Annotated in this window: 22 protein-coding genes; 11 read left to right on the top strand and 11 right to left on the bottom strand. The window is 70.6% G+C overall.

Translation table 11 applies throughout. The features are described 5' to 3' along the window. Positions 1 to 14: 14 nt before the first annotated feature. The 3 genes from AB0G11_RS31605 to AB0G11_RS31595 form a co-directional block, all read right to left on the bottom strand. Positions 15 to 1,172: an ROK family transcriptional regulator gene (locus AB0G11_RS31605; RefSeq protein ID WP_219500909.1), complete on the bottom strand. Its 1,158-nt coding sequence runs from the start codon at positions 1,170 to 1,172 to the stop codon at positions 15 to 17. 172 nt (positions 1,173 to 1,344) lie between these two features. Further along, on the bottom strand, positions 1,345 to 2,217 hold the full coding sequence (locus AB0G11_RS31600; RefSeq protein ID WP_357590267.1) for an SDR family oxidoreductase: 873 nt from the start codon (positions 2,215 to 2,217) through the stop codon (positions 1,345 to 1,347). A gap of 60 nt (positions 2,218 to 2,277) precedes the next feature. Beyond that, the gene (locus AB0G11_RS31595; protein ID WP_357590265.1) at positions 2,278 to 2,850 is read right to left on the bottom strand and encodes a TetR/AcrR family transcriptional regulator; all 573 of its coding nucleotides are present in this window, start codon (positions 2,848 to 2,850) and stop codon (positions 2,278 to 2,280) included. 114 nt (positions 2,851 to 2,964) lie between these two features. Between AB0G11_RS31595 and AB0G11_RS31590 the strand changes: the two genes are divergently transcribed. Further along, on the top strand, positions 2,965 to 4,497 hold the full coding sequence (locus AB0G11_RS31590) for a carboxylesterase family protein (protein ID WP_357590263.1): 1,533 nt from the start codon (positions 2,965 to 2,967) through the stop codon (positions 4,495 to 4,497). Here the strand turns inward: AB0G11_RS31590 and AB0G11_RS31585 are convergent. After that, positions 4,487 to 5,545 carry an MBL fold metallo-hydrolase gene (locus AB0G11_RS31585; protein WP_219500903.1) on the bottom strand — a complete coding sequence of 353 codons (1,059 nt, stop codon included), beginning with the start codon at positions 5,543 to 5,545 and terminating at the stop codon, positions 4,487 to 4,489. The genes AB0G11_RS31590 and AB0G11_RS31585 overlap by 11 nt on opposite strands. A gap of 46 nt (positions 5,546 to 5,591) precedes the next feature. On the opposite strand from AB0G11_RS31585, the gene AB0G11_RS31580 reads away from it, so the two are divergent. Next, positions 5,592 to 6,431, top strand: coding sequence for a glutathione S-transferase C-terminal domain-containing protein (locus tag AB0G11_RS31580; RefSeq protein WP_219500901.1), 840 nt, complete (start codon positions 5,592 to 5,594; stop codon positions 6,429 to 6,431). On the opposite strand, the gene AB0G11_RS31575 is transcribed toward AB0G11_RS31580, so the two are convergent. Further along, entirely contained in the window at positions 6,373 to 7,680 is a 1,308-nt protein-coding gene (locus AB0G11_RS31575) for an MFS transporter (protein WP_357590261.1), read from the bottom strand. The two genes, AB0G11_RS31580 and AB0G11_RS31575, sit on opposite strands and share 59 nt — an antisense overlap. Next, the gene (locus tag AB0G11_RS31570) at positions 7,677 to 8,249 is read right to left on the bottom strand and encodes a helix-turn-helix domain-containing protein (RefSeq protein ID WP_219500897.1); all 573 of its coding nucleotides are present in this window, start codon (positions 8,247 to 8,249) and stop codon (positions 7,677 to 7,679) included. Before AB0G11_RS31570 ends, AB0G11_RS31575 begins: the two co-directional genes overlap by 4 nt. 75 nt (positions 8,250 to 8,324) lie before the next feature. On the opposite strand from AB0G11_RS31570, the gene AB0G11_RS31565 reads away from it, so the two are divergent. The 5 genes from AB0G11_RS31565 (at position 8,325) to AB0G11_RS31545 (ending at position 14,757) form a co-directional block, all read left to right on the top strand. After that, positions 8,325 to 8,969: a phenylalanine--tRNA ligase beta subunit-related protein gene (locus AB0G11_RS31565; protein WP_357590259.1), complete on the top strand. Its 645-nt coding sequence runs from the start codon at positions 8,325 to 8,327 to the stop codon at positions 8,967 to 8,969. A 204-nt stretch (positions 8,970 to 9,173) separates the two neighbouring features. Next, positions 9,174 to 12,824, top strand: coding sequence for a multifunctional oxoglutarate decarboxylase/oxoglutarate dehydrogenase thiamine pyrophosphate-binding subunit/dihydrolipoyllysine-residue succinyltransferase subunit (locus AB0G11_RS31560; RefSeq protein ID WP_219500893.1), 3,651 nt, complete (start codon positions 9,174 to 9,176; stop codon positions 12,822 to 12,824). Between the two features lie 139 nt (positions 12,825 to 12,963). After that, positions 12,964 to 13,137, top strand: coding sequence for a DUF6104 family protein (locus AB0G11_RS31555; protein WP_193318541.1), 174 nt, complete (start codon positions 12,964 to 12,966; stop codon positions 13,135 to 13,137). A gap of 91 nt (positions 13,138 to 13,228) precedes the next feature. Beyond that, on the top strand, positions 13,229 to 14,032 hold the full coding sequence (locus tag AB0G11_RS31550; RefSeq protein ID WP_357590257.1) for a DUF4097 family beta strand repeat-containing protein: 804 nt from the start codon (positions 13,229 to 13,231) through the stop codon (positions 14,030 to 14,032). Continuing rightward, positions 14,029 to 14,757: a PadR family transcriptional regulator gene (locus tag AB0G11_RS31545; RefSeq protein WP_219500889.1), complete on the top strand. Its 729-nt coding sequence runs from the start codon at positions 14,029 to 14,031 to the stop codon at positions 14,755 to 14,757. The genes AB0G11_RS31550 and AB0G11_RS31545 overlap by 4 nt, the downstream gene beginning before the upstream one ends. A 35-nt stretch (positions 14,758 to 14,792) precedes the next feature. On the opposite strand, the gene AB0G11_RS31540 is transcribed toward AB0G11_RS31545, so the two are convergent. After that, positions 14,793 to 15,749: a zinc-binding dehydrogenase gene (locus tag AB0G11_RS31540; protein WP_357590255.1), complete on the bottom strand. Its 957-nt coding sequence runs from the start codon at positions 15,747 to 15,749 to the stop codon at positions 14,793 to 14,795. 9 nt (positions 15,750 to 15,758) lie between these two features. Further along, positions 15,759 to 16,622: a hypothetical protein gene (locus AB0G11_RS31535; RefSeq protein ID WP_357590253.1), complete on the bottom strand. Its 864-nt coding sequence runs from the start codon at positions 16,620 to 16,622 to the stop codon at positions 15,759 to 15,761. A gap of 265 nt (positions 16,623 to 16,887) precedes the next feature. On the opposite strand from AB0G11_RS31535, the gene AB0G11_RS31530 reads away from it, so the two are divergent. Together AB0G11_RS31530 and AB0G11_RS31525 are read left to right on the top strand one after the other, a co-directional pair. Further along, a complete protein-coding gene (locus tag AB0G11_RS31530; protein ID WP_357590333.1) occupies positions 16,888 to 17,205 on the top strand; it encodes a type II toxin-antitoxin system RelE/ParE family toxin in 318 nt (105 codons plus the stop codon). Then, entirely contained in the window at positions 17,202 to 17,537 is a 336-nt protein-coding gene (locus AB0G11_RS31525; protein WP_357590251.1) for a helix-turn-helix transcriptional regulator, read from the top strand. The genes AB0G11_RS31530 and AB0G11_RS31525 overlap by 4 nt, the downstream gene beginning before the upstream one ends. A 69-nt stretch (positions 17,538 to 17,606) precedes the next feature. Here AB0G11_RS31525 and AB0G11_RS31520 read toward each other — a convergent pair whose 3' ends face one another. The 3 genes from AB0G11_RS31520 to AB0G11_RS31510 all read right to left on the bottom strand — a co-directional run bounded on the left by AB0G11_RS31520 (position 17,607) and on the right by AB0G11_RS31510 (position 19,830). Next, complete coding sequence (locus AB0G11_RS31520) at positions 17,607 to 18,035, bottom strand: type II toxin-antitoxin system VapC family toxin (protein ID WP_357590249.1); 429 nt, start codon at positions 18,033 to 18,035, stop codon at positions 17,607 to 17,609. Beyond that, positions 18,022 to 18,291: a hypothetical protein gene (locus AB0G11_RS31515; protein ID WP_357590247.1), complete on the bottom strand. Its 270-nt coding sequence runs from the start codon at positions 18,289 to 18,291 to the stop codon at positions 18,022 to 18,024. The genes AB0G11_RS31520 and AB0G11_RS31515 overlap by 14 nt, the downstream gene beginning before the upstream one ends. Positions 18,292 to 18,390: 99 nt before the next feature. After that, entirely contained in the window at positions 18,391 to 19,830 is a 1,440-nt protein-coding gene (locus AB0G11_RS31510; RefSeq protein WP_357590245.1) for an acetyl-CoA synthetase, read from the bottom strand. Between the two features lie 927 nt (positions 19,831 to 20,757). On the opposite strand from AB0G11_RS31510, the gene AB0G11_RS31505 reads away from it, so the two are divergent. Continuing rightward, positions 20,758 to 21,855, top strand: coding sequence for a trypsin-like serine protease (locus tag AB0G11_RS31505; RefSeq protein WP_357590243.1), 1,098 nt, complete (start codon positions 20,758 to 20,760; stop codon positions 21,853 to 21,855). A gap of 204 nt (positions 21,856 to 22,059) precedes the next feature. Next, the gene (locus AB0G11_RS31500) at positions 22,060 to 23,220 is read left to right on the top strand and encodes a hypothetical protein (RefSeq protein WP_219500875.1); all 1,161 of its coding nucleotides are present in this window, start codon (positions 22,060 to 22,062) and stop codon (positions 23,218 to 23,220) included. Positions 23,221 to 24,048 lie beyond the last annotated feature (828 nt).

Here is a 24,048-nt window from a genome sequence, read left to right as displayed (position 1 = left end):
CCTTTCACACGGTTTCAGGCGTTGACGATGCGGTTGATGTTGTCCGGTGACAGGTAGTGCTCGATCGCGAGAATCCCGGCGCCCAGTGCGGCGGCGTTGATCCCCATGCGGCTCGGCACGATCGACAGGTGGTGGGTGGCCAGCGGCAGGGAGCGGCGGTAGACGGTCTCCCTGATGCCGGCGAGCAGGTGTTCGTGGACCCGCGAGAGGGCGCCGCCGATGACGATGACCTCGGGGTTGAAGAAGTTGACCAGGCTGGCCAGCACCTCGCCGATGAGCCGGCCGGCCTCTCTGACGAGCCGCAGCGCCTGGGTGTTGCCGGCCTGGACGAGCGCGACGACGTCGGCTCCCGACTCGGCGGCGACGCCCAGCTCGGTGAGGCGGCGGGCGACGGCGGCGCCGCCGGCCACGGCTTCCAGGCAGGCGCTGTTGCCGCAGCGACAGCCCGCCTCCTCGTGGCCGTTGACGCGGATGTGGCCGATGTCGCCGGCCGAGCCCTGCGCTCCCCTGTGGAGGGTGCCCTCGGCGACGATGCCGCAGCCGATGCCGGTGCCGACCTTGACGAACAGCAGGTGGCGGATGTCGCCGAAGGCGTTGCGGTGCTCGCCCAGGGCCATGACGTTGACGTCGTTGTCGACGAGGACGGCGGTGCCGCCGAAGTATTCAGGGATCGGGTACTCGTTCCAGCCGGGCATGATCGGCGGGTTGTTCGGCCGCCCGGTGGCGAACTCGACCGGGCCCGGCACGCCCATGCCGATGGCCCGCAGCGCCGCCCTGGGCCGCCCGGCCTCGGCGAGGAGCCGGTCGAGGCGGCCGTCGACGTGCGCGAGCACGGTCTCGGGGCCCTCCTCGATCAGCAGGGAGTCCTCGCACTCGGCGAGCACGTCGCCGGACATGTCCATGAGGGCGATGCGGCAGTGGGTGGCGCCGAGGTCGACGCCGGCGAAGGCGTGCTCCTCGGTGTGCAGGCGGAGCTGGCGGGGCGGGCGTCCGCCGGTCGACTCGCCGCTCTCGGTCTCCTCGACCAGGCCGCGCTCGATCAGCGCGTCGACGCGCTGGGAGATCGTGGATCGGGCCAGCCCGGTGAGCCGGGCGAGGTCGGAACGGGTCGTCGCGGAGCCTGCGCTGATCAGCGTCAGGACGTCGCCGGGCGAGCCCGGGGCGGGGGTCATGCCGCGACAATAAGATCACTCATCCGGCAAATCAAGAGTGCGAGCCGCCCAAACTCGCCGTACTTCTGTCGATGATCGAACAAAGCCCGATTTTTCGGCATAAAACAGGGCACCGACCCGTACGGATCGGCGCCCCCGAACGTGAACCCTCTGGAGCCCTGCCAGAGCCCTGCTAGAGCATCGCCTTCATCGAGTCGCCCGCCGTGAGCACGTACGGCTGCTCGGCCATGACGGACGCCCAGTTGTCCGCCAGCGCCTCCGGCGTGAGGTCGTCGCTCTTCCAGCCGGGCCCCTCGGCCACGAACACCCGCGCCACGCGCCCGCCGCCGACGCTGAAGACCTCGCCGCTCGCCTCGCACGAGTCGTGCACCAGGTAGGCGACGAGCGCGCTGACCCGCTCGGGCGTGAACTTCGCCTCGAACTCGGCGGGCAGCAGCGCCTCGGTCATGCGCGTCCAGGCGATCGGGGCGATGGCATTGGCCTTGATGCCGCTGCGCGCGCCCTCGATGCCGAGCGTCTTGGTGAGCCCGACCAGGCCCATCTTGGCGGTGGAGTAGTTGGCCTGGCCGAAGTTGCCGAACAGGCCGGCCGGGCTGGAGGTGTTGACGATCCGTCCGTAGCCGGCCTCCTTCATGAACGGGTAGGCCGCCTGGCTGACTAGGTAGGAGCCGCGTACGTGCACGGCGAGGACGCTGTCGAAGTCCTCGACGGTCATCTTGCCGAACGACTTGTCACGCAGGATGCCGGCGTTGTTGACGACGATGTCGATCTTCCCGAACGCGTCGACGGCGGCCTGCGCGATGGCCCTGGCGCCTTCGGGGGTGGCGACGTTGTCGGTGCTCGCGACGGCCTGGCCGCCGTTCTTGGTGATCAGCTCGACCACGTCGGCGGCCGGGCCGGTGGAGGCGCCGGTGCCGTCGAGCGCGCCGCCGAGGTCGTTGACGACGACCTTGGCGCCCCGCTCGGCCAGCAGGAGCGCGTGGGAGCGGCCGAGGCCGTGCCCGGCCCCCGTGACGATCGCGACCCTGTCATCGAACCGAAGCATCGAACCTCCAGCCAGGAGAACAACATTCTGGTAGGAGCACCATAACCCGAGCCGGGGCGTTCAGCCGAGCAGCTTGGCGACGGCCCGCAGCCCGTCGAGCACCTCGGCGGCGCTGGGCGCGCTGTCGGGGTCGCTCAGGCACTGCACCATCACGCCGGTCATCAGCGCGACCTGGACCGTGCCGAGCGTGCGCGCGGACCGCTCCGGCACCGCGTCCTCCGGCACGCTCTCCAGGATCGCCGCCATCCCGGCCCGCCCCTGCCGGGTGCCCTCGGCGAGCGCCGGGCGCAGCTCGGGCTGGCGCTGGGCCTGCATGAACAGCTCGACCGAGGCCAGCCACAGGTCCGGATGGGCACTGAAGTCGGCGAGCAGGCTCTCCCACATGCGCGCGTAGTGCTCGGCCGCCTCACCGCCGGACTCGGGCACGAGCGCCCGGCCCATGGCGTCGCCCCACTCGTCGAGGATCTCGAACAGCGCCTTGTTCAGCAGCGCCTCGCGCGACCCGTAGTGATAGCCGATGGCGGCCATGCTGACGCCGGCGGCGGAGGCGATGTCGCGCACGCTGGTGCGGTCGTAGCCCTTCTCGCGCAGGCACCGCTTGGCCCCGTCGAGCAGATCTTCCCGGTTTCCCATGCCGGGCAGCATAGCAAGCGTGTCATGCGAGCGCCTTAGGCGAACGACTTGCGCGATCGCCCAAATCCCCGTACCGTCGTCTGCAGATCACCACGAGACGGGAGAAACACCCAGATGACCCCCTCCTACGGACGGCTCGCGGGCGTGCTGGCCGCCGGCCTGCTCGCCACGGCGACCCCCGCCCTGCCCGCCGCCGCCGCGACCGCTCCCGTGGTGGTCGGCACGGCCACCGGCGAGGTGCGCGGATCGGCCGCCGCCGGCGTCCGCTCCTTCCAGGGCATCCCGTACGCCGCCCCGCCCGTCGGCGACCTGCGCTGGACCTCGCCCCGGCCGGCCGCGCCGTGGACCGGCGTGCGCGACGCCACCCGCCCCGGCCCGGCCTGCGCCCAGCCCACCGGCTACCCGATCGGCGTGCCCAGCGAGAACGAGGACTGCCTCTACCTCAACGTCACCACCCCGGCGAAGGCGAAGGGCAAGCTGCCCGTAGTGGTGTGGATCCACGGCGGCAGCCTCATGTACGGCACGGGCGACATGTACGGCCCGGCGCGGCTCGCCTCGGCGGGGGCGGTGGTCGTGTCGATGAACTACCGGCTCGGCGTCATGGGCTTCCTCAGCTCCCCCGCGCTCGGCGGATCGGGCGGCTTCGGCCTGGAGGACCAGCAGGCGGCGCTGCGCTGGGTCCGGGCGAACATCGGCGCGTTCGGCGGCGACCCCGGCAAGGTGACGATCATGGGCCAGTCGGGCGGCGGCTACGCCGTCTGCGGCCACCTGGCCTCGCCCGCGTCCAAGGGCCTGTTCCACCGGGCGATCGTGCAGAGCGCCCCCTGCGCGACGGGCGGATCGCGGACCCGCGCCGCCGCCGAGGCCGAGAGCGCCAAGGTGATCGAGAAGGTGGGGTGCGAGGAGGCCGGCGACGTCGCGGCCTGCCTGCGCGCGGTGCCGGCTGCCGACCTGCTCGCCGCCTACGGCGCCTTCGCCGAGCCGCGCCCGGTCGCGGGCACCGCGCTGCTGCCCCGCACCCCCGCGCGGGCTCTGCGCGATGGCCGGTTCAACCGGGTCCCGGTGCTGGTCGGCGTCAACCACGACGAGGAGCGCGGCATGGTCGCCGGCGCGGAGCTGGCCCCCGGCGGCCGGCCCATGCGCGCCGGGGAGTACGCGCCCGCGATCCGCGCGCAGTTCGGCGCCGACGCCGCCGCCGTGCTGAAGCGCTACCCGCTGCGGGCCCACGGCTCGGCCGGGGCGGCGCTGGCCGCCGTGCGCACCGACCACGCCTGGGCGGCGCCCACGCTCGACACCGCCCGGCTACTGTCACGCTGGACGCCCACCCGGATGTACGAGTTCGCCGAGAAGGACACGCCCTGGTTCGCCGGCTACCCCGCGACGAGCTTCCCGGTGCGCGCCCAGCACATGGCGGAGCTGCCGTACCTGTTCGACCTGAAGCTGTTCGAGAAGCTGCCGCCCCGGCAGGCGCGGCTGGCCGAGCGGATGATCGGCGCCTGGGTGCGGTTCGCGGCCACCGGCGACCCGGGCTGGGCGCGGTTCGCCGAGCGCGACCGGCACGTGCGCTCGCTCACCGCCGGGACGTGGAAGCGCGCCGCGTTCGAGCGCGACCACGCGTACGCGTTCTGGACCGGGCTCAGCCGCTGACCCAGCGGTCCGGCTCGCCGGGCTCCCGGCGGGCCCGGCCGCGCGCCTCCAGCCACACCAGGTGGGCCAGCGTCTCGTTGTTGGCCGCCCGGCGCATGAACGCCGGGATCGACTCCCACGGCCGCGACCACGTCAGCCGGGTCGCCGCCTCCCAGCAGCTCACGCCGTCCGACGCGGCGAGCACGCCCTCGATCTCGGCCAGCCGCTCCTCGTGGTGGGCCATCACGTGGTCGACCCGCCCGGCCAGCTCCAGGAAGCGGTACTCGTGCGCGGGCAGCACCTCCTCCACGTCCAGGGCGCGCACGGCGGCCAGCGCGCCGAGGTAGTCGGCCAGCGGGTTCGGCCCCGACTGCGGGTGCACCGCGACGATCGGCGTGATCCTGGCCAGCACGTGGTCGCCGGAGAACAGCAGCTTCCTGGACGGCGAGGTGAAGCAGAGGTGGCCCGGCGAGTGCCCCGGCGTCCACAGCGCGCGCAGGTCCCAGCCGGGCAGGCCGAGCCGGTCGCCGTCCTCGATGAGCCGGTCGGGCTTGGCCGTCGACACCAGGTGCCTGATCATCATCGACGCCCCGGCCAGCTCGTCCAGCGTGGCCGGGGGCACGCCGCAGCGCGCCAGCAGCGCCCGCTCCCGGGCGACCAGCGACTCGATGGCGGCCTCGTCGTAGCGCTCGTGGACCAGCTCGGCGTCCGCCGGATGCAGCCCGATCCACGCCCCGGACGCCTCCCGGACGCGTCCCGCCAGGCCGTAGTGGTCGGGATGGATGTGGGTGACGAGCACCGCCTTGACGTCGGTGATCGCGTAACCGGCCACGGCGAGCCCGGCTACCAGCGCGTCGTACGCCTCGTCGGTGTTCCATCCGGCGTCGACGAGGGCCACGCCGTCGTCGCATTCGAGCACGTACACCAGGACGTAGCGCAGCGGGTTGATCGGGATGGGCACCGGCACCGACCACAGGCCCGGCCGCACCCGCTCCACCTCTGGGATCGTCCCGCCCGTCCATGCCGCACGCTGCTCCTCGCTGGAAGGAGTCACCACGAACTTCGCCATGCCCGAGATTCTGCCCGGCGTTCCGGAAGCATGTTCTACTGGGGGCATGAAACGTGAAATCGCCGATGACGGGCGCTTCGTCAGGCAGCCGAACCGTTTCACCGACCGCCTCGGCCCGCCCGAGCCCGGCCGCTACCGGCTCTACGCCTCCTACGCCTGCCCGTGGGCGCAGCGGGTGCTGATCGTGCGCCGGCTCCTGGGCCTCGAGGACCTGCTGGACGTGACGATCGTGGACCCGATCCGCGACGAGAAGGGCTGGCGGGTCCCCGGCGGCATCTACCTGTCGGAGCTCTACCTGGCCACCGACCCGGACTTCCGGGGCCGCTACACGGTGCCGTGCGTCTGGGACGCCAAGGAGGGGCGAATCGTCACCAACGACTTCCCGCGGATCACCCTCGACCTGGAGACCACCTGGAGCCGCACGCCCGACCTCTATCCCGAGGCGCTGCGCCCCGAGATCGACGCCATGAACGAGCGCGTCTACCACGGTCTCAACAACGCCGTCTACGAGGCCGGGTTCGCCACCGCCCAGGAGGCGTACGAGGAGGCCGTGGGCCGCGTCTTCGCCACGCTGGACTTCCTGGAGGAGCGGCTGACGGGCAGGGAGTTCCTGTTCGACGCGCTGACCGAGAGCGACGTGCGCCTCTACACGACGCTGGCCAGGTTCGACAGCGTCTACTACGGCCACTTCAAGTGCTCGGTGCGCCGCCTGACCGACTATCCGGCGCTGTGGTCGTACGCCAGGAGGCTGTACGCGATCCCGGCGTTCGGCGAGACCACCGACTTCGACCACATCAAGCGGCACTACTACGTCACCCAGACGAACATCAACCCGAGCCGGATCGTACCTGTGGGGCCGGAGCTGGACTGGTCCGCGGCATCCTGACGAACAGCAGCGCCGAGGCCATGATCAGGCAGGCGGCCACCGACCAGGCGGCCACCGTGCCCGCCCCGGTGGCCAGCGCGCCGAACCCCAGGTTGGACGCCGCGGCGCCGCCTTGCAGGGCGAGCGAGCTCGTCGAGGTGACGGTGTTGCGCCGCCCGGCGTCGACGGCCTTGTGCGTCATCTCCAGGCAGAGCAGGCCCGCGACGGCGAGCCCGGCGAACAGCACGACGTAGGCGGTCGCGGCGGTGATCAGCCCGGCCGCCCCGCCGAGGCCCGCGGTCGCGGCCAGCGCCCCGACGGAGGCCGAGGTCAGCACGGTCCCCGCCACGGCCCCGGCCACCGGCGACGGCCCTCCCGCACCGGTGACGCGGCCCGCCAGCCGGGCCGCCCGGGGCGCGATCGCGCTCCCGAAGGCGCTCCCGGCGAACCCGAGCGCCGCCACGATCGCGTACGCGGTGCTGCCCTCCTCGGCGGTCCCGGCGAGCTCGGCCAGCCGTCCGGGGGTGAGCAGCTCGACGGCGGTCAGCGCGACGCCCGACCCGGCGGCGACCAGCATGAGCCGGCGCAGCACCGGCGCCCCGGCCACCAGGCGCACGCCCTCGCCGACGGTCGCGGGCACGCCGCGCAGCAGCCCGCGCGCCGTCACGGCGGAGGCGTGCTCGCGGGCGGGCTCGGGCAGCGCGAGCAGCGCCACCACCAGCAGGACCGCGGCGGCGACGGCGCCGCCGGCGGCCGGGACGGCGAGCGGGGGCAGCGGTCCGGGCGGCACGAGGAGGGGGACGAACCCGCCCGCGAGCACGCCCACGCAGAGCGCCACGGACTCCATCGCGCCGCCCCTGGCCAGCCCGCGCCCCAGGTCGGCGTCCGGCCCCTCCAGCTCGTGCAGCGTGTCGACGTACCAGGCGGTGGCGGGACCGCTGGACAGCGCCCGGCCCACGCCCTTGAGCACCGCCATCGCCAGGAACATCCACACCGTGGTGGAGACCGCCATCAGCGCGAGCGCGGCGAGCGTGAACGCGGCGGAGGCGGCCAGCACGACGCGGCGGCCCGCGACGTCGGCCAGCCCGCCCGTGGGCAGCTCCAGCGCGATGGTGACGACCGAGAACACGGTCGTCACGAGCCCGACCTGGGCGAGGCTGAGGCCCCGCTCGGTCATGAGCAGCACCATGACGGGCAGCATGAGCCCCAAGGGCAGCCACGTCAGGAAGTTGACCAGCATGTAGCGCCGCAGCGCCGAGCGGGGGGTCACGTCTCGTCCTCCTCCTCCGGACGGCGCGGGAAGCCGCCCACCCACACGTGCACCTGCTCGGCGTCGGGCGCGCCGGCATAGCGGGCCCCGAGCTCCTCCAGCAGCTCGTCCACCCGCTCGTGGAGCTCGCGCAGGGCCGAGGCGGGCAGCCGGACCAGGCTGTCGCTCAGCCCGGCCGCGCGCACCCACGCGTCGGCCCACTCGCCCTCGTCGAACGCTCGGACCCGCTGCTCCAGCACCGCCACCTGGCGCAGCCGCATGATCTTGACGGCCTCGCGGCCCTCGGGGCTGGCCGACATCTCCAGGTTGTCCCAGGAGGTGTAGCGGTGGCGGGAGCGCCAGCGCCGCTCGCGGCCGTCGCGCCGGTCGGGGTCCTCCTCGATGAAGCCGTACTTGGCGAGCTCGCGCAGGTGGTAGCTGGTCGAGCCGGAGCTCTCCCCCACCACCCGGCCCAGCTCGCTGGCGGTGGCCGGCCCGTCGGCGCGCAGCAGGCCCAGCAGCCGCACCCGCAGCGGGTGCGCCACGACCTTGAGCACCTGCGGATCGCTGATCTTGAACTCGTCCTCCATGTCCTGACGATAAACCGCAAAGACAATTTTGCAAAGAGCTTTTTGCGGTACGGCCCGCCTTCTAGACTGAGGCGCATGCTTGACGACATCACGGTGGACGAGGCGGTCCTGGCGCTGCGCCCCGACTTCGCCGTCCTGGCCATGACGGCCCACGGCCTGCGCAACGGCCCCACCGACGACCTGACCCGCGGCTGGCTGGCCGAGGCATCCGCGCACGAGGTCCAGCCGGCCAAGATCGACGCCTGGAAGGACGCCTACCGCGCCTTCGGCGCCAAGCCGCAGCGCACCCGGCCCTCGGTCGACGCGCTCACCCGCAGGCTCCCGCTGCCGGAGATCAACCAGGTCGTCGACGCGTACAACTCGATCAGCGTGAAGCACGCGCTGCCCATCGGCGGCGAGGACCTCGACCGCTATTCCGGTCCGCCCCGGCTCGTCAGGGCGACCGGCGACGAGGCGTCGGAGGAGGCGCTGGGGCAGCCCGAGCCCGGCGAGGTGATCTGGCGCGACGACCTGGGCGTCACCTGCCGCAGGTGGAACTGGCGCCAGGTGGTCCGCACCCGGCTCACCGAGGAGACCACCAACGCGATCTTCCTGCTGGAGCGGCTGGAGCCGATGTCGCTGGAGGAGCTGAAGGAGGCGGGCGAGGAGCTGGCCGATCTGCTCACCCGGCTGTCCCCCGACGTCCGGATCGCCTCCAGGCTCGTCGTAGGCGGGAACTAAACCTCCGTTCCCGCTGTTGATACCAAACGGTAATGTTGACGGCACCACCTGGATTGACTGGGGGCGCGTGACCTCTCGGGACACTCCTGAGAGGATCAGGCGAGGCGGCAGCGGCTCGCGGGCGCGCGCCGTCGGTCCGGGCGAGTAGCCTTGGACAGGTTCTCTAACATCAACGCCGATCTGCGGAAGAGGGCGATTTGCGCCGTGTCGTCTGAGTCGTCGCGGACAAACCCGCTGGCAAGCTTTGGTCAGAATGAGTGGCTTGTCGACGAGCTGTACCAGAAGTATCTCCAAGATCCCGAGTCTGTCGACAAGGCTTGGTGGAACTTCTTCGCTGACTACAACCCTGATTACGGACCGGGCCGTACCCCGGTCAGGGAGGCGGCGAACGGCACTGCAACCGCGCCCGCTTCCGCTCCGGTCAAGGCGCCGCCACCGGCGCCCGCCGCGAAGCCCGCCGAGAAGCCCAAGCAGCCCGTCACCCAGGTGCCCAAGGGCGCCGAAGAGGTGAAGCTGCGCGGGGCGGCGGCCCGCACGGCCGCCAACATGGACACCTCGCTGACGGTCCCCACCGCGACGAGCGTCCGGGCCATCCCGGCCAAGCTGCTCATCGACAACCGCATCGTGATCAACAATCACCTCAAGCGGGGTCGCGGCGGCAAGGTCTCCTTCACGCACCTGATCGGCTTCGCGATCGTCAAGGCGCTGAAGAGCATGCCGGAGATGAACTACTCCTACGCCGAGGTCGACGGCAAGCCGACGCTGGTCAAGCCCGAGCACGTGGGCTTCGGCCTGGCCATCGACGTCCAGAAGAGCAACGGCGAGCGCCAGCTCCTCGTGCCGTCCATCAAGGCCGCCGAGGACATGGACTTCCGGCAGTTCTGGATGGCCTACGAGGAGGTCGTCCGCAAGGCCCGCGCCGGCAAGCTCGGCGTCGACGACTTCACCGGCACCACGATCTCGCTGACCAACCCCGGCACGATCGGCACGGTCCACTCCGTCCCGCGCCTGATGCCCGGACAGGGCACGATCATCGGCGTCGGCGCGATGGAATACCCGGCCGAATACCAGGGCGCGTCCCCCGACACGCTCTCGCGCCTGGCCGTCTCCAAGGTCATGACGCTCACCAGCACCTACGACCACCGGATCATCCAGGGCGCCCAGTCGGGCGACTTCCTGCGCACGATCCACCGGCTGCTGCTGGGCGAGGACGGCTTCTACGACGAGATCTTCGAAGACCTCCGGATCCCGTACGAGCCGGTCCGCTGGGTGCGCGACATCTCGGCCTCCCACGACGAGGACGTGGCCAAGTCGGCGAGGGTGATAGAGCTCATCCACGCCTACCGGGTGCGCGGCCACCTCATGGCCGAGACCGACCCGCTGGAGTACAAGCAGCGCAAGCACCCCGACCTCGACATCCAGTCGCACGGCCTCACGCTGTGGGACCTGGAGCGCGAGTTCGCCACCGGCGGCTTCGGCGGCCGGCCGCTGATGAAGCTGCGCGAGATCCTGGGCGTGCTGCGTGACTCCTACTGCCGCACCGTCGGCATCGAGTACATGCACATCCAGAACCCCGAGGAGCGGGCCTGGATCCAGGCGCGGGTGGAGAAGCCCTACGCCTCCCCCGAGCGTGACGAGCAGCTCAACATCCTGAGCAGGCTCAACACCGCCGAGGCGTTCGAGACGTTCCTGCAGACGAAGTTCGTCGGCCAGAAGCGGTTCTCGCTGGAGGGCGGCGAGTCGCTCATACCGCTGCTCGACTCCGTCATCAGCGACGCCGCCGACGAGGGCCTCGACGAGGTCGTCATCGGCATGGCCCACCGCGGCCGCCTCAACGTGCTCGCCAACATCGTGGGCAAGTCCTACGCGCAGATCTTCGGCGAGTTCGAGGGCAACATCGACCCGCGCACCGCGCACGGCTCCGGCGACGTGAAGTACCACCTCGGGGCGACCGGCACGTTCACCGCGCCCAGCGGCAAGACGATCACCGCCTCGGTGGTCGCCAACCCGTCGCACCTGGAGGCGGTCGACCCGGTCCTGGAGGGCGTCGTCCGCGCCAAGCAGGACCTGCTGGAGCGCGGCGAGGAGGGCTTCACCGTCCTGCCCGTGCTCGTCCACGGCGACGCGGCCTTCGCCGGCCAGGGCGTCGTGGCCGAGACGCTCAACCTGTCGCAGCTGCGCGGCTACCGCACCGGCGGCACCGTGCACGTGGTGGTCAACAACCAGGTGGGCTTCACCACCTCGCCGGCCTCCTCCCGGTCCTCCGTCTACGCGACGGACGTGGCCCGGATGATCCAGGCGCCGATCTTCCACGTCAACGGCGACGACCCCGAGGCCGTGGTGCGCGTGGGCGAGCTCGCCTACGAATACCGCCAGGCGTTCCGCAAGGACGTCGTGATCGACCTCATCTGCTACCGCCGCCGCGGCCACAACGAGGGCGACAACCCGGCCTTCACCCAGCCGCTGATGTACGACCTGATCGACGCCAAGCGCTCCACGCGCAAGCTCTACACCGAGGCGCTGATCGGCCGGGGCGACATCACGGTCGAGGAGGCCGAGTCGGCGCTGCGCGACTACCAGGCCAAGCTGGAGCAGGCGTTCACCGAGACCCGCGAGGCGGCCAAGAAGCCGCTGGAGGCGGGCGCGATGCGGGTGCCGCCGACCGAGGTCGTCAAGTGGTCGCACGCCGACACGCCGACCGCGATCAGCGACGAGACGCTCAAGCGCATCGTCGACACCCAGCTCAACCTGCCGGAGGGCTTCACCGTCCACCCGCGCCTGGCTCCGGTGCTCCAGCGCCGCGGCCAGATGGTCGAGCAGGACGCGATCGACTGGAGCATGGGCGAGACGCTGGCCTTCGGGTCGCTGCTCATCGACGGGCACCCGGTCCGCCTGGTGGGCCAGGACTCCCGCCGCGGCACCTTCACCCAGCGCCACGCGGTGCTGGTCGACCGGGTGACCGGCGCGGAGCACACCCCGCTCAAGTCGTTCAACGAGGGCACCACGAAGTTCTACATCTACGACTCGCTGCTCAGCGAGTTCGCGGCGCTGGGCTTCGAGTACGGCTACAGCGTCGTGCGTCCCGACGCCCTCGTGGCGTGGGAGGCGCAGTTCGGCGACTTCGTCAACGGCGCCCAGACGATCATCGACGAGTTCATCTCGTCGGGCGAGCAGAAGTGGGGCCAGCGCTCCGGTGTCGTGCTGCTGCTGCCGCACGGCTACGAGGGCCAGGGTCCCGACCACTCCTCCGCCCGCATCGAGCGGTTCCTCCAGGTCTGCGCGCTCGACAACATGACGGTCGCGCAGCCCACCACCCCGGCCAACTACTTCCACCTGCTGCGCTGGCAGGTCGAGTCGGGGCGGCACAAGCCGCTGGTCGTCTTCACGCCCAAGGTGCTGCTGCGGCACAAGCGGGCCACGTCCAAGGCGTCGGACTTCACCTCCGGCACCTTCCAGCCGGTGATCGGCGACACCACGGTCGACCCGGCCAAGGTGACGAAGGTCGTGATGTCGTTCGGCAAGATCTACTACGACCTGCTCGCGGCCCGGGAGAGCGCCGGCCGTGACGACGTCGCGCTGGTCCGGATCGAGCGGCTCTACCCCTACCCGGCCGAGGAGCTCGACGCCGAGCTGGCCCGCTACGGGGCCCAGGCCGAGCTGGTGTGGGCGCAGGACGAGCCGGTCAACATGGGCGCCTGGCCCTACCTGTCGCTCAAGCTGGCCGAGGACCCGCAGCTGCTGGGCGGCCGCCCGCTGCGGCGCGTCTCGCGTACCCCCAACAGCTCGCCCGCGGTCGGCTCGCACGCCGCCCACGACGCCGAGCTTGAGGAGATCGTGAAGCAGGTCTTCGGCTGACCGTCGCCGACCGCCTGAGTGAGCCCCCGCCCCGGCGGGGGCTCACTGCTCGATAGGGTCGGAGCGCGGGCGTGCGGACGCCCGGATTCCGGCCGCGGATCTCGCTTCGCGGCTGACGAGTTGACTGAACGGGAGCACCATGTATTTCACTGATCGGGGGATCGAGGAGCTGGTCGAGCGGCGGGGTGAGGAAGAGGTCAGCCTGCTGTGGCTGGGCGAGCGGCTGCGCGAGTTCGTCGACCTCAACCCGGAGTTCGAGACCCCGGTCGAGCGGCTGGCGACGTGGCTCGCCCGGCTGGACGACGAGGACTGACCCTGCTCCACAACGCGATACATCTTGAGTTTTCGACAGACGCGACATATCGTGTCTGTCGGTAGGAGTGTGTCGCCAGAGAGGCGGGATCATGCAGCAGTGGACGATTGAGGGCCCCGAACAGCTCACGTTCGGGGCGGTGGACTCGCTCGACGTGCGCATCGTGGCGGGCAGGCTGGCCGTGCTGGCGAGCGACGGGCCGCCGACCCTGGAGGTGGCGGAGTTCGACTCGGCCTCCCCGCTGATCGTCACGTACGACGAGGACACCCGCGAGCTGAGCGTCGCCTACAAGGACCTGACGTGGGACGGGCTGCTCGGCTGGCTGCGGCGCGACCGCCGCCGCACGGTCGCGACGCTCGCCGTGCCGCGCCACTGCCGGGTCAGCGCCGGGGTGGTCACGGCGTCCGCCGTGGTGGCCGGGTTCGAGCGGACGACGCTGGTCAAGAGCGTGTCCGGGGAGATCGTGCTCGACGGTGTGAGCGGCGAGGTGAGCGCCACGACCGCCTCCGGGGCCGTGGAGAGCCGGGCGATGGAGGGAGACCTGTCGTTCAAGAGCGTCTCCGGCGAGCTGACCGTGGCCGGCGGCACGCCGCGCAGGCTGCGCGCCAACACCGTCTCCGGCCGCATCACCGCCGACCTGCGACTGCGCCCGACCGGGCACGTCACGCTCAGCACCGTCTCGGGCGCCATCCTGGTCAGGCTGCCCGAGACCGCGCAGGCCGACGTCAGCATGAGGTCCACCTCCGGACGACTGGTCAGCGCGTTCGACGAGCTGGCCGGCACGAACGGGCCCGGCATGAAGACGATGTCCGGGCGGCTGGGCGGCGGCATGGCGTCCCTGAGCGCGACGACCGTGTCCGGCGAGGTCACGTTGCTCAAGGGGGAGAAGCGATGAGTCCCGTCTTCGGTCATGGCCGGCTCCGGCTCTACCTGCTCAAGCTGCTGGAGGAGAGCCCGCGTCACGGCTACGAGGTGATCCGGCTGCTGCAGGACCGCTTCCTCGGCGTCTACTCGCCCTCCCCCGGCACCATCTACCCGCGCCTGGCCCGGCTGGAGGAGGAGGGCCTGGTCACCCACGAGGTGGTCGACGGCAAGAAGGTCTTCTCCATCACCGACAAGGGCCGCGAGGAGCTCAACGACCGCCTCGACGAGCTCGACGACCTGGAGGAGGAGATCGCCGCCTCGGTGCGCGACATCGCCCGCGAGGTCAAGGAGGACGTACGCGACACCGTCAGGTCGCTCCGCGAGGAGCTGACCAGGATGGCCAAGGACGTCCGGGTCGACGCGCGGGTCGACGTCCGCCGCCAGCAGGCCGAGTTCAGGCGCCTGCGGGAGGAGCAGGCCCGGCAGTGGCGCGAGCACGCCCAGCACTGGCAGGACGAGAGCGGCCGCCTCACCGGCGAGTGGCGGCGCATCTGGAGCGAGGTGTGGAGCACGCTCGGCGGCGCGCCCCCGTCGCGGGCCAAGCTCGACAACGAGCTCGGCGAGCTGCTCGCCGACTTCGTCGGCGGCGTGCGTGAGGAGGCCTCGCAGGCCAGCCTCACGCGCGAGAAGATCGACGAGCTGCGCACGGCGCTCGACGAGGCCGCCACCCGCGTCCGCGACACCCTCCGGTCATGATCCGGTACGGCCTGCGCCCACCGCTGCAGCGCCTGTCAGCCAGTAAAGACGATCTTGCCGAACACATCGCCCTCGTCCATGGCGGCGAACCCCTCGCGGGCCCGCGTCATGGGCAGCGTCCGGTCGATCACCGGCCGGACGCCGGTCTGCTCCAGGAAGACGGCCAGCCGCTGGAGCTGGTCGCGGGTGCCCATCGTGGAGCCGACCACCGAGAGCTGCAGGAAGAAGACCCGGTTCAGGTCGGCGGGCGGCACGGCCCCGCTGGTCGCGCCGGAGACCACGATCCGGCCGCCCGGCCTGAGCGACTTGAGCGAATGGTCCCAGGTGGCCTGCCCGACGGTCTCCATCACCGCGTCGACCCGCTCGGGCAGCCTGGCGCCCGGCTCGAAGACCTGGTCGGCGCCGAGCTCCCGAGCCCGCTCCCGCTTGTCCCCGGACCGGCTCGTAGCCCAGACGCGATAGCCGCCCGCCCGGCCGAGCGCGATCAGCGCGGTCGCCACGCCGCCGCCCGCGCCCTGCACGAGCACGGTCGCGCCCGGCTCCAGCCCGGCCTTGTCGAACAGCATCCGGTAGGCGGTCAGCCAGGCCGTCGGCAGGCACGCGGCCTCCTCGAAGCTGAGCGCGGCGGGCTTGGGCACGAGGTTGCGGCGCGGCACGGCCACCCGCTCGGCGAACGTGCCGTCGTGGGTCTCTGACAGCAGCGACCGCTTCGGGTCCAGCGTCTCGTCCGCGCCGGAGCCGATCACGGCGTGCACGATCACCTCGTTGCCGTCCTCGTCGACGCCGGCCGCGTCGCAGCCGAGCACGATCGGCAGCCGGTCCTGCCGGATGCCGACGCCCTTGAGCGTCCACAGGTCGTGATGGTTGAGCGCGGCCGCCCGCACCGAGACGGTCGTCCACCCGTCGGGCGCCTTCGGCTCCGGGTGGTCGCCGAGCGTCAGCCCGGCGAGAGGATTGTCGGGGTCGGTCTGTGTGGCGGTAACGGCGAACATGGCCGCACCCTACTTCAGAGTGATCCTGATCCCGTCGAGCGCCGCCTTCACGAACCCCGGGTCGCCCGCCGCCGCGATCCGCACCCCGCCCCGGCACACGCTGCTGACCGGACGGCCACGCCCCCGCACCCCGCGCGGCAACCGGTCCACCTCCGCGCACGAGGGAATCAGCACCACCATGTCGCTGATCCCGCCGCCGAACCACAGCTGCGGCCCCACCGGCTCACCTCGCACCCGCTCCCCCGGCTCCGCCATCCGCACCCGATCCGTGCCCGACAGCGTCAGATAGCCGCCGTTCACCTCCCCGCGCACGTCCCCGGCCACCGCGACCCGCTGCGCGTAGTCGAGCCCGCCGGGCCTGTCGTACATCGCCATGCGCCACCGCCCGAACCTGAACAGCAGCACCTGCCCGTACGCGCCGCTGCCCGCCTGGCGCGGCCAGAGCGTCACATGCGGGGCGAACGACCGGATCGGCTCCGCGCCCCTGGTCACCTCGGCCTCGCCGTTGTAGGGAGCGACGAGCTCCTGGTAGTCGCCGTCGACCCACACGCCCTGGAACGGCCGCACCCCCAGCCGGTCGAGCCCCAGCCGGGCCGGATAGCGCACCTCGGCCCGCACCCCGTGCGGGAACACCACCTCGATCGTCTCGCGCCCGTCCCGCTCCCGTGCCGGCGGGTGCAGCACGTTCGGCGCGCTCTCCACCCGCTTCAGCGACCGGATCGGCGCCGTCTCGCGGACCGGCTCCGGCATCGGGTCACGGCTGGCCAGCAGGCTGACCACCGGCACCACCAGCAGCGCCAGCACCACCACGAACCCGACCCAGCGGCGGCGGCCGCGCTCGCCCGCCTCGATGACATCGAACTGATCGGCCACGACGGACCTCGCCGGGGGGTGGGCGCCTCTTGTTGTCCTCCAGTTCAGTTGAGCGGCGACCGCCAGCGCAACCCCTCGAACCTGGCGAAATCCTTGTCACAGGTCACGAATTCACAACCGTGTGCGGCGTCGGGCGGCATCTCGAACGGGGCAAGCCTGACCACCGATGTGCCGCCGCTCTGTCGGTAAAGGATTTGCTACACTCTCCATCGTGGAGGAGTGGGAGATCCGCGTCACCGACGAGATCCTGACCTGGATCAACGCCCTGGACGAGCGGTCCCGGGCGCAAGTCGTCGATGCGATCGACCGACTGGCCGAAGCCGGTCCGAGCCTGGGCCGCCCGCTGGTCGACACCCTGGAGGGCTCCCGGGTTCACAACCTGAAGGAACTGCGCCCTGGTTCGGCAGGCCGCTCCGAGATCCGGGTCTTGTTCGTGTTCGACCCGTGGCGGTCGGCCATCCTGCTGATCGGCGGGGACAAGTCCGGTGACTGGTCGGGCTGGTATCGCCGGGCCATACCCCGAGCCGAAGAGCTGTATGCGAAGTACTTGGCCGAACGCGAGGCGGAGGAGAAGGACCGATGACGAGTTTCCCCAAGTGGAGCGACGTCCGCGCCGATATCGTGGCCGCCTCCGGCGGCGAGGAGGCCGTGGCCGAGGCCCGGCGGCGCAATCAGGCCTACATCGACGGCTACCGGCTGGCCGAACGGCGCAAGAGCCTGGGACTGTCGCAGACCGACGTCGCCGACCTGATGGGAGTGACCAAGAGCCGGGTCTCCCAGATCGAACGCGGCGAGGTGTCCACCGTGGAGGTCATCGCCCGTTACGTACAGGCCCTGGGCGGGAGCCTTCAGATCTCGGCCGTGTTCGGCGACGACCTGTACATCCTGCGCGGCACAGACACCCACGCCGCATAATGCTCTTGAAATCCTGGTGAGCGGAAACGCGGCCGGCTCGTCACCTGTGGGGAGGACTGCCGGACCTCTTCAGTTGAGCGGCGACCGCCAGCGCAACCCCTCGAACCTGGCGAAATCCTTGTCACAGGTCACGAATTCACAACCGTGCTCGATGGCCAGCGCGGCTAGGTAGGCATCAGGCACCAGCTTCCCCGCCGCCCCGGCCTGCCGGCACAGGCGGGTGAAGATCTCCCAGTGCCGCGGCCCCGCCTCGATCAGCGAGGCGTGCGGCTGGTTGCGATAGGTCTCCGCGAACGCCAGCGCCCGATCGAGGGGGTCAGGATTGACGAAGATCCGGTCATTGGTGACGATGCGGACGAACGCGTTGACGACGAAATCGCTCACCGCATAGCTCGACTCGCCGTCGATCACCGCGTGCACGAACGCCTGGTAGCGCTCGCGCTCCTTCGTCTCGGCCCGGAAGGCGTTGACGAGGACGTTGACGTCAAGAAGCAGCATCATGCGCCCTCTCCCAGTCGTCCAGGTCGAGCGCGAGGTGCTCGAGCTTCTCGCCCGCGTCCAGCCTGACCTGCATCCAAGGGTGCAGGCCCGGCTCCCGGTCGGAGACGATCAGCTCCACGGCGGGCCGTCCGGCCGCCTCCGCGGAGCGGTTGAGCAGTTGTCGCAAGGCATCTTCCATCACCGAGTTGAGACTGCGCCCGTTGCGGGCTGCGTACGCCTTCGCCTCGTTGAGGAGCGTTTCGTCGATGCGCACCGTGGTCCTCCGCATGACTCCAGCGTCCGCCGGTGACATAAAAATGTCAACAGCACAGAGTAGCCACACGCTCACGTTCTTTGCATCGCCTTTGCGGAATCACCACCGAGCGACATTCACCTTTCCGTCCGTCGTCACCCGGACGGCCTGCCCCACGAGCTCCCGCGACTCGGCGTCCGCCATCAACTCCTCCTCCAGCACATGCGCGTACGCCCGCCCGCCGCCCGGCAGCTCGACCACCGCGTACCCCCGCTCGGCGCCCCCGTCCCGCCCGTGCGCGACCGTGTACCCGGCCACCACCGCAGTTCCCTCGTACATGTCGACCACCGGCACCGGCTCAGCGGTGAACACCGGCGCCCCGTCACCCAGCACGCCCCCCGGCTCGGTGGACCACACGGCGTACGCGTGCTTCGTCAGGTGCATGCCGACCCCGGTGACGAGCCCGTGTCCCGGCCAGGCACGCAGCAGCCCGGCCATGGTGGCGGTCGAGTGCAGCACGTAACCGCTGGCCGGCCCGCCCGCGTACGGCAGCCCGCCGGTGACGGTGAGCCCGCGCGCGTCCATCGGATCGAGCCCGATCGCGTTACACGCCTGCCGCAGCGCGACGGCGAAACAGCTGTACACGTCGAGCGCGTGCATGTCGTCCAACCCCAGCCCGGCCCGCTCGAACGCGACGCCGGCCGCCCGCCCGATCGCCTCCGACGACCCCAGCGCCGGCCGCGCCGCGACCTCCCAGGTGTCCTCCGCGTACGCCCAGCCCCGCAGATACACCCGCTGATCGGCTGGCACCCCGAGCCGATCGGCCAGCGCCGTGCTGACGAGAACGACGGCCGCCGCCTGATCGACCTCCAGCACCGCGACGGTGTTCCTGGTGTACGGCCACCCGACGAACCGATTGCCCGTCACCAGCTCCTCCGGGCCGCGCACGCTCTGCCGCCACGCGTACGGGTTCGCGGCGGCCACCTCGGTCATCGGCGCCATCATCCGGCCCCGCTCGCGCATCTCCTCCTCGACGGACTGACCGCACGCCGCCCGCCGGGCCGTCTCCATGATCGCGTACGTGTGCACCGGCAGGAACAGCTCATGCGCGAGCTCAGCGGGATGCGGCGGCCGTTCCCAGCCGTAGGGCGGCTTGGGATCGGCGGCATGACTCCACGGCACCCGCTCCCCCGCCACCCGGTACGCCCGGCGCGTGGCCAGCGCCTCGGCCCCGACGACGAGCGCCGAGTCGAGCCGCCCCTGCGCGATCTCGTTCGCCGCGGCCCCGATGAGCAGCTGCGGCGCCGTGCCGCTGACCTTGGAGTACACCTGGTGCCGCGGCACCGCAACGAGACGCTCGGCAAGCCTGCCGGTGGGCGAGTCGTACTGCCAGGAGTCGGTGTAGACGATCTGGATCGAATCCAGCCGCCCGACAGGCAACCGCGCCTCCCGGGCGGCGGCGCGGGCCGTTTGCTCCCAGAGGTCAAGCGGTTCGGGACCGGGCTGCTCACGAACAGTGCACTGCGCGACGCCCACGAGGCAGGGGGTGCGTGGATCCATGCCATCATCTAACCAGAACAAGGTTCGGTTGATAAGAAGTGACGTTTGGTAAGTGCTGTTACCACTACCTTTCACAAACAGAGGCGATTTCGCTGGCCCTCAACAAGCCGTAACCGCTCCACCCCATTTACCGCCGCCTCCTGGCCGACTCGCCGAGTTGACGATCCAGCTCTGGAAACCCGGACCGGCTCGAGGCTGCAACCGATCACGACGCCCGCATCAACAGCCTGCGCCCGACCAGGGCCGCAAGGGGTGCCCAACAGCGTGGGCCGCGTCCTCTCCGCAGAGTTTGGGCATCTACTGGATTTTCGCCTTACGCGCCCCGGAAACACCAATTCCCACAACGGAGGCACCCAAAAGCAATTACCCCGCCCAACCGTTCAACATGCACGGCGACTTCACAGCGATGGATGCCTTAGCCAAGCATCACGGTCGACTGAAAGAAGGACCGACGCGAACGCCGACCGTCTCGACGTCGGTGTCGACGGCCAGGGCTTCACCCGGAACCGCGACGCCAGGGCGACGATGTTCTCCTTCGGCTACCCGCCGGCGGCAACCCCCGCACCGGCAGCACGGCGGAATGCGGCAAGGCCGAGCCGATGCCCGCCTCGGTGGCCAGCACGTCAGCCGCGTTGCTCGTTCACCGTCCGACGCCGGCAGCAGGCAACCGCTGGACCGGCAACATGTCGTAACCAATCAGTATGCCCAGGGGCACCCGTCACCTCTGGGCCGGGGCCTTCAGGTGGTGCCGGAAACCGCAGTCGACCTGGGGTGACGTGGTCCAATAAATGATCATTGGCGGCATGTTTGACATGCTCCTTATAGGACACGGGTCACGCTTGATCAGATAACGAATCTCCATCCGAGCTGCAATAAGGGCTGTTGATCTGGAAAAATCCACCCTTACAACCCCAAGAAAGGCAATTCATGATCCCCCGGGCCAGGCATCTGGCGGCCGCCGCGCTCAGCGGCGTGCTGCTGACGCTGCCTGCCCTCACCGGGGTCGCGCCCGCCGCCCAGGCCGCGTCCGCCAGCAAGGTGCAGACCGTCACGCTGGCCAGGACCAAGGCGGACGTGCAGAAGGTCGCCGACTACTGGAAGCCGGACAAGCTCAAGGACGCCGACAGCTACAGTCCCGCCGCGCCCGCCTCCGAGGCCGCGCCCGCCTCGTCGAGCGGCGCCGTGAGCGTGTCGAACCAGGCCATCGCCGCCCTCCGGAAGGCGCAGGGCACCCAGAACGTCGCCCCCGTCGCCCCTAGGCAGGGCGCGGCCAAGACCATGGGCAAGGTCTTCTTCCGCTTCGGCGACAAGGAGTACTGGTGCTCGGCCAGCTCCGTCGCCGCCAGGAACCTCAGCGTGGTCGCCACCGCCGCACACTGCGCCTACGACCCGCGACAGGGCAAGGCCGCCGATTACTGGATCTTCGTCCCGAACCCCACCAACAGCGGCGAGATGCCCGACGGCATCTACGTGGGCTCCTCGATCAGCATCCACGAGGACTGGGTCGGCAAGAACGACTACGACTACGACTACGCGTTCGTCACCGTTCACCGGGGCTTCACCTGGGAGAAGCAGGGCGCCAAGTACGTCGCCAAGGACGTCGGCCGGCTACAGGAGAACGTCGGCGGCCAGGGCCTGGAGCTGGGCAAGAAGGCGCCCGTGTCGCGGGTCGACGCCTTCGGGTACCCCGCCGGCCCGCAGCCCGACGGCACCCGCCCGTTCAACGGCACGACACTTCAGACGTGCGTCGGCAGCACCCGCAAGGCCGTCGCCCCCAGCCTGGAGCTGAACTTCGGCGTCCAGCTCGCCCCCTGCAACTTCAGCAAGGGCGCCAGCGGCGGCCCCTGGCTCGTCGACTGGCAGTCCGCGAGGAAGCTCGGCAACCTCGTCGGAGTCAACAGCCTCACCTGGAACCGTGACGCCAAGGGTGAGTTCGACGCGGTGTCGTCCCCGTACTTCGGAGCCGTGACCGGCGACGTCTACCGCCACGCCGCCGCACAGAAGATCCTGTCAAATGTGATGTAAGTCATATGCAACTCCCCAGTAACGGGGGGTGATCAGCTCATACCTGGATCTCGGTACGATCACGGCAACCATTCAGAGGTTTACCTGATCTTCTTTCCGCCCGCATGGCCCGGGTTGGCCCTGTACGGTTCCGGACTGTCCGTTTGCTGACAATCAAAGCGCACAAAGGCGCCGCGTCAGCGTAAGGGAAAGCCTGGAGTTACCTTGAAGCGAATCCTTCTCCCCGTCGGCGGCGCCGCTCTGGCCACCGGCCTGCTGGCGACCGGCCTGACCGGCACCGCAGGGGCCAGCGCCGACGTGGCGATCGACCCCATGGCCAGGAACACGAGTCAGGCGGCCTCCGTCGCGTCCTTCTGGCTGGCCTCGAACGGTGCCGCCCTCCGCCGCGCGACCGCCTACACGTGGGACTCCAAGCAGGTCCGCAAGGTCGTCTCCACCGGCGGTTACAACCCTGACGGCCGTCCCGCCAGCGTCGCCCCGACGAGCAACGGAGGCGGCGGCAGCTCCTCCAACGTGAACCTGCCCAAGACCATCGGCAAGGTCTTCTTCGTCGACGGCAGCGGCAAGTTCCGCTGGTGCTCCGCCACGTCGATCCAGTCGAACTACCGCAACCTGGTCGCCACCGCCGGCCACTGCGTGTACGACACCGACGCCAACCGCGACACGATGGACTACTGGGTCTTCGTCCCCGGCTACTACCAGGGCAAGGCGCCGTGGGGCATCTACGTCGGCAAGACCGCGTACACCCACTACGACTTCGGCGTGTACGAGGACTACGACCGCGACTACGCGTTCGTCACCGTCTACAACGGCATCCAGTTCGAGGGCGCCAAGCGGGTCAGCAAGTCGGAGTACAACCGGTTCAGCGGGCCGAAGCGCTCCTGGGGCGGCCACCACTACATCCTGCTGTCCAAGGACGCCGGCCGCCTCGGCGACAACGTCGGCGGCCAGGGCGTCGCCTGGAACCAGCCGCCGAACCGCACCGTCCGCACCTTCGGCTACCCCTCCGCCCCGCACCCCGACGGCGACAAGCCGTACAGCGGTGTGACGCCGAAGCACTGCTACGGCAAGACCACCTCCAAGACGGTCGGCGCCTCCTGGCTCAAGATCGACGAGCACATCGGCCTCAAGTGCGCCGTGACCCCCGGTTACGACGGCGGCCCCTGGCTGTCGCAGTACAACAACGGCAAGCGCCTCGGCTACGTGAACGGTGTCACCAGCACCTTCGCCGACCAGGACGCCAACGACCGCATCGACTACATCACCTCGCCGTACTTCGACGGTGAGACGGCTTCGATCTACAACGAGGCCAAGAACAAGTGGTCCGGCAAGATCGTCGGCCGCAACGGCGAGCTGTACAAGTAAGCCCCTCCACGAAAGGCCCGGCCCTCACGGCCGGGCCTTTCGGCATTCCCGGCTCCCCTTGCTCGACTCACCACCCTCCGGCTGCATGATCCTCGCCCATCAGGCGCTCCGCGCCGTGCCCTGCTCGGGCAGCGCTCCTGGGGGCTCCGCCCCTCGCGCACCCCGCCCCCACGTGGGCCGTCTGGCCACGGACGGAGGCGACCGCCACCGTGACCAGGCAGCCGGAGCGGAACACCCCGCATTCCTTGGGTGAGGGCCACGACCACCGCGCCTCGCAAGCCAGGCAGCGTCGTGCCACCCGAGAGGCTGTCAGGCTCTATGGGCAGCCCATAGGCGGCAAGCACTCCACCAAGCGCCACCGCGCATGCCGGCTCCCCGGATGTGGTCCCGCCAGCCTCGCAGGGTGTCCCTCCTCCCCTGTTTGACCGGGGGCGGGGTGGAGGAGAGACGGCGCCCTAGCCAGACGCCCCGTGGGCTCCGAACCGTCCCGGCCGCCCTGCAGGACTTCCATCGCGCCTAACGGTCCTGCTGCGACTGGAAGATCGGCCACCACTGCCCGTTGCATCGGCCGCGTCGCCGAGCAGCCGCCCGCATTGACGTACTCCCCCAGCAGGCCCCAGCCGATCACGAGGGTCACCGCTGATGGCCGCGGCGTCACCAGGCCGAGCTCCCAGACCTCCAGCACACGAGCAAGCGCGTCCCGAACCGCCCATTCCCTGCCCTGGATGGCCGCCAAATCGCGCTCGAGGCGTACGCGCGGGCCGACCGTACGACTTCCGGCCCGAGTTGCACGGGCAGTACCTCCAGCGCGGAGTCGTCCAAGTGGAG

Origin of the sequence: Nonomuraea sp. NPDC023979, from assembly GCF_040639085.1 — a bacterium.
GTDB classification, from domain to species: domain Bacteria; phylum Actinomycetota; class Actinomycetes; order Streptosporangiales; family Streptosporangiaceae; genus Nonomuraea; species Nonomuraea ceibae.
The sequence above is the reverse complement of the archived record's forward strand: the minus strand, read 5'-3'. Positions and strand labels throughout refer to the sequence as shown.